Source organism: Kitasatospora sp. NPDC036755, from assembly GCF_040636595.1.
Classification (GTDB): domain Bacteria; phylum Actinomycetota; class Actinomycetes; order Streptomycetales; family Streptomycetaceae; genus Kitasatospora.
The window spans coordinates 1-3,599 of sequence record NZ_JBEZUT010000543.1 but is presented as its reverse complement, the minus strand read 5'-3'; the positions used below and the strand labels follow the sequence as shown (position 1 = coordinate 3,599).

Below are 3,599 nucleotides of genomic sequence, written 5' to 3'. Positions count from 1 at the left end.
AGATGGTCCCGCCCGGCACCCGGGTCAACGACAAGGGCCAGCTGGTCGACAAGGACGGCAAGCCCCTGCTGGACAAGGACGGCAAGCCCCGGACGCTCGAAGCCGGCCACCTGGCGCAGAACCTGCTGCTGACCTCCGCCGCCTTCGGCCTCGGCACCACGCCCCTCGGGGGCCTCCAGGACGACCTGGCCCACGAACTCCTCGGCCTGGACGACCTCGGCGAGCCGATCCAGTACCTGCTGCCGCTCGGCCGCCCCGGGGCCGCCCCGGCGGTCACGGGGTGAGTACCCTCGCCCCGTGACCGACCGCGGCATCGCCGCCCCCGGCCGGCCGGGGGACCGGAGTCCCTAGGAGATCCGTCCGCCGAAGAAGACCTGCACCTCCCGGATCAGCCCGTCCCGCACCGTGATCGCCTCGACGTTGCGGTAGCGCACGCCGGTGGTCAGCTCGTACTCGTAGTGGACGAAGACGAGTTCCCCGTCGGCGGGGGTGACGTGCAGCAGCCGTTGCTCCGTGAAGCGGTCGGCGGTGGGGAAGCACCGGGCGAAGAACGCCTCCTTGCCGATGCGGTCGTCCTGGGGACTGGTGAAGGTGAAGTCCTCGGCGTACAGCGGCAGGGCGGCCGCCCGGTCCTGCGACCGGTAGCAGCGGAACGCCGTCTCGACGACGCTCGCGGGGGTGCCGTTCATGTGCTCTCCGGGGTTCGGGCTCAGTCCGCCAGACCCAGTGGGTCCGGTGCGGGGCCGAGCAGTTCGGGGCCGTTGTTGCGGACGCTGTTGACGGTGGTGGGGACGGCGCGGACGCGCAGGGCGCCGTCGGCGGGGCGGCGCAGCAGGTGGTGGAGTTCGGCGGGGTCGGTGTGGGCGGGGGAGAGCCAGGTGGGGAGGTCGTCCGGGGCGATGGTGAGGGGCATCCGGTCGTGGACGCGGCCCGCGGAGTCGGTGGCGTCGGTGGTGATGACGGTGGCGGTGGCCAGCCAGGCGAGCGGGTCGTCCTCGGGGCGGGTGCGGTCGCGCCAGAACTCGTAGAGCCCGGCCATCAGCATCACACCGCCGGTGCTGAGGAAGTACGGCTGCTTGTACTTCTTGTGCTCGGCGGTGGCGGGGACCTCGCGCCACTCGAAGTAGCCGTCGGCGGGGATCACGCAGCGGCGGGCGGTGAAGGCCTTGCGGAAGGCGGGCTTGGTGTCGACGGTCTCCGAGCGGGCGTTGATCATGCGGGCGCCGCCGGACGGGTCCTTGGCCCAGGACGGGACCAGGCCCCAGCGCAGCGGCCGCAGTTGACGCAGCAGCTCGCCGGTCTCGTGGTCGAGGCGCTCCAGGACGGCCGGGACCGGGTCGGTCGGGGCGACGTTCCAGCTCGGCGCGAAGGTCTCGGCCGGGTCCCACCGGAGCTCTCCGAGCAGTGAGACGAGGTCCTGGGGCGTGGTGGTGGAGACGAAACGGCCGCACATGCCCCCAGCCTCGCACGCCGCACCGACAACAGGGGTCGGCGCGTCCACCGGTACCCGGGTCGGGATCTCCGGCATGACGATCATCCAAGTTCTTTCATATCTGCTACGGTCGTTTTCAGAACGAACGATTGGTGAGTGAGCGATATGAAGATCTTCGGCAGGCCCCGCCGCCGACTCTGGGTGCCGCTGCTGGCCGTGGCCGTCCTGCTGGCCGGCGCGGGCGGCTGGGTGGTCTACCAGAACGAGTACGACCTCAGGGAGGAGCGGGTCGTCGTCACCGGCGGCAAACAGCCGCTCCAGGGCGTGCTGGCCCGCCCCACCGGCGGCCGCGGCCCGTACGGACTCGTGGTCTTCGTCCACGGCGACGGGCCCACGGACGCCACCCACGACACTTTTTACCGGCCGCTCTGGGAGGCCATGGCGAAGGCCGGGTACGCCACCCTCTCCTGGGACAAGCCCGGCGTGAACAACGCCCCCGGCAACTGGCTGGACCAGAGCATCCAGGACCGCGCCGACGAGACCCTCGCCGCGATCCGCTGGGCCAAGTCCCAGGCCGGCATCGACCCGGACCGGATCGGGCTCTGGGGCGCCAGCCAGGCCGGCTGGGTGATGCCCAGGGCGGCCCGGCAGTCCCCGGACGTCAGGTTCCTGATCGCCGTCGCACCCGCCGTCAACTGGCTCCAGCAGGGCCGCTACAACCTGCTCGCCGAACTCCGGGAACGGCACGCCTCGCCCGAGGAGACCGCGGCCGCCGTCGCCCGCAGCGACCGCGACCTGGCCGCCCTGAAGGCGAGTTCGACCTTCGAGCAGTACCGCGCCGCCGGCGGCGACACCGAGGGGCTGACCCCCGAACGGTGGGCGTTCAACAAGCGCAACCACTCCTCCGACGCCACCGAGGACCTCGCCGCCCTCCGGGTTCCGGTGCAACTGGTCCTCGGCGGCCGGGACGTCAACGTCGACAGCGACGACACCGAGGCCGGCTACCGCCGCCTGGTCACCGCTCCCGGCCTGCTGCGGGTCCTGCGCTTCCCGGACTCCACCCACAACATGGTGCCCAAGGACGTCGAGGACTCCGAGCTGCGCAGCACCCTCCTGGCCGTGGCCGCACCCCGCTCGCTGTTCACCCCCGGCTACCTCGACGGCATGCGCGACTTCCTGGCCTCGCTGGACCACCGCTCACCCGACCACCGGAAGGGCTGACCCGCGATGAGACTGCTCGCCCTCGGCGGCGCCGGCGCGATGGGCCGGGTCGCCGCCCGGGTCTCGGCCGCCCTGCCCGGTGTCCACGAACTGGTGGTCGCCGACCGCGACCTCCACGCCGCCCGCCGCGCCGCCGCCCTGCTCGCCGCCGGCTCACCGGTGCCCGTGCGCGCGAGCCGGGTCGACGTCACGGACGGACGGGAGCTGCACGCCGCCCTCGCCGAGGCCGACGCCGTGCTCAACACCGTCGGCCCGTACTACCGGCACGGCCCGGACGTGCTGCGCGCCGCGATCCGCACCGGCACCCACTACCTGGACATCTGCGACGACTGGGAACCCACCGTCGCGATGCTGGAGCTGGACGGCGAGGCCCGCGCCGCCGGGGTGCGCGCCCTGCTCGGGATGGGCGCCAGCCCCGGCGTCAGCAACCTGCTCGCCGCCCGCGCCGCCGCCCGCCTCGACACCCTGACCGACGTGCACACCGCCTGGCCGGTCGACGTCGGCCCCCAGCCCGACACCTCCCTCCGGGACGCCGCCGGCACGGTCTCCGCCGCCGCCGTGCACTGGATGCAGCAGATCAGCGGCACCGTCGCGGTGGTCGAGGCGGGCCGGCCGGTCCGCCGGCCGCCGCTGCGCCCGGTCGCACTCGACCTGCCCGGCGGTCACCGCGGCACCGCCTACACCGTCGGCCACCCGGAGCCCGTCACCCTGCACCGCAGCCTGCGGCCCGGCGGCGACGCGGCCTGCCTGATGGTGGTGTCCGCCGGCACCGCCGCCTACCTGGACGTCCTGCGCGAGGACCTCGACGCCGGGCGGCTGACCAACGAGAGCGCCGCCGCCGACCTCGACCGCCCCACCGTGCGCCGCACGCCGGCGCGGGAGAGGCCCGGGACGAGGGTGAGTTGGAGGGTACCGACGGTGAGGCCGGCCCGGTCGGCGACGACCA

Annotated in this window: 4 protein-coding genes and 2 pseudogenes; 3 read left to right on the top strand and 3 right to left on the bottom strand. The window is 73.6% G+C overall.

What is annotated here, in order from left to right; all coding sequences use genetic code 11:
• On the top strand, positions 1-284 hold a 284-nt coding region (locus AB0E96_RS39580), incomplete at its 5' end, for a nitroreductase family protein (RefSeq protein WP_359831476.1).
• Between the two features lie 63 nt (positions 285-347).
• Here the strand turns inward: AB0E96_RS39580 and AB0E96_RS39575 are convergent.
• Entirely contained in the window at positions 348-689 is a 342-nt protein-coding gene (locus AB0E96_RS39575) for a nuclear transport factor 2 family protein (RefSeq protein WP_359831474.1), read from the bottom strand.
• 20 nt (positions 690-709) lie between these two features.
• Positions 710-1,453, bottom strand: coding sequence for an SOS response-associated peptidase (locus AB0E96_RS39570; RefSeq protein WP_359831472.1), 744 nt, complete (start codon positions 1,451-1,453; stop codon positions 710-712).
• Positions 1,454-1,597: 144 nt separating this feature from the next.
• Here AB0E96_RS39570 and AB0E96_RS39565 point away from each other — a divergent pair, with 144 nt between their 5' ends.
• Both AB0E96_RS39565 and AB0E96_RS39560 read left to right on the top strand, forming a co-directional pair.
• On the top strand, positions 1,598-2,653 hold the full coding sequence (locus AB0E96_RS39565) for a CocE/NonD family hydrolase (RefSeq protein ID WP_359831477.1): 1,056 nt from the start codon (positions 1,598-1,600) through the stop codon (positions 2,651-2,653).
• A 6-nt stretch (positions 2,654-2,659) separates the two neighbouring features.
• Positions 2,660-2,986 (top strand): annotated as a pseudogene (locus tag AB0E96_RS39560) (saccharopine dehydrogenase NADP-binding domain-containing protein); the annotation flags it as partial.
• Between the two features lie 521 nt (positions 2,987-3,507).
• On the opposite strand, the pseudogene AB0E96_RS39555 reads toward AB0E96_RS39560, so the two are convergent.
• Positions 3,508-3,599, bottom strand: a pseudogene (locus AB0E96_RS39555) (GNAT family N-acetyltransferase); the annotation flags it as partial.

Bases quoted from the DNA above. Each gene is read 5' to 3' on its own strand.
- AB0E96_RS39575 (WP_359831474.1), bottom strand. From the start codon at position 689: ATGAACGGCACCCCCGCGAGCGTCGTCGAGACGGCGTTCCGCTGCTAC.
- AB0E96_RS39570 (WP_359831472.1), bottom strand. From the start codon at position 1,453: ATGTGCGGCCGTTTCGTCTCCACCACCACGCCCCAGGACCTCGTCTCA.
- AB0E96_RS39565 (WP_359831477.1), top strand. From the start codon at position 1,598: ATGAAGATCTTCGGCAGGCCCCGCCGCCGACTCTGGGTGCCGCTGCTG.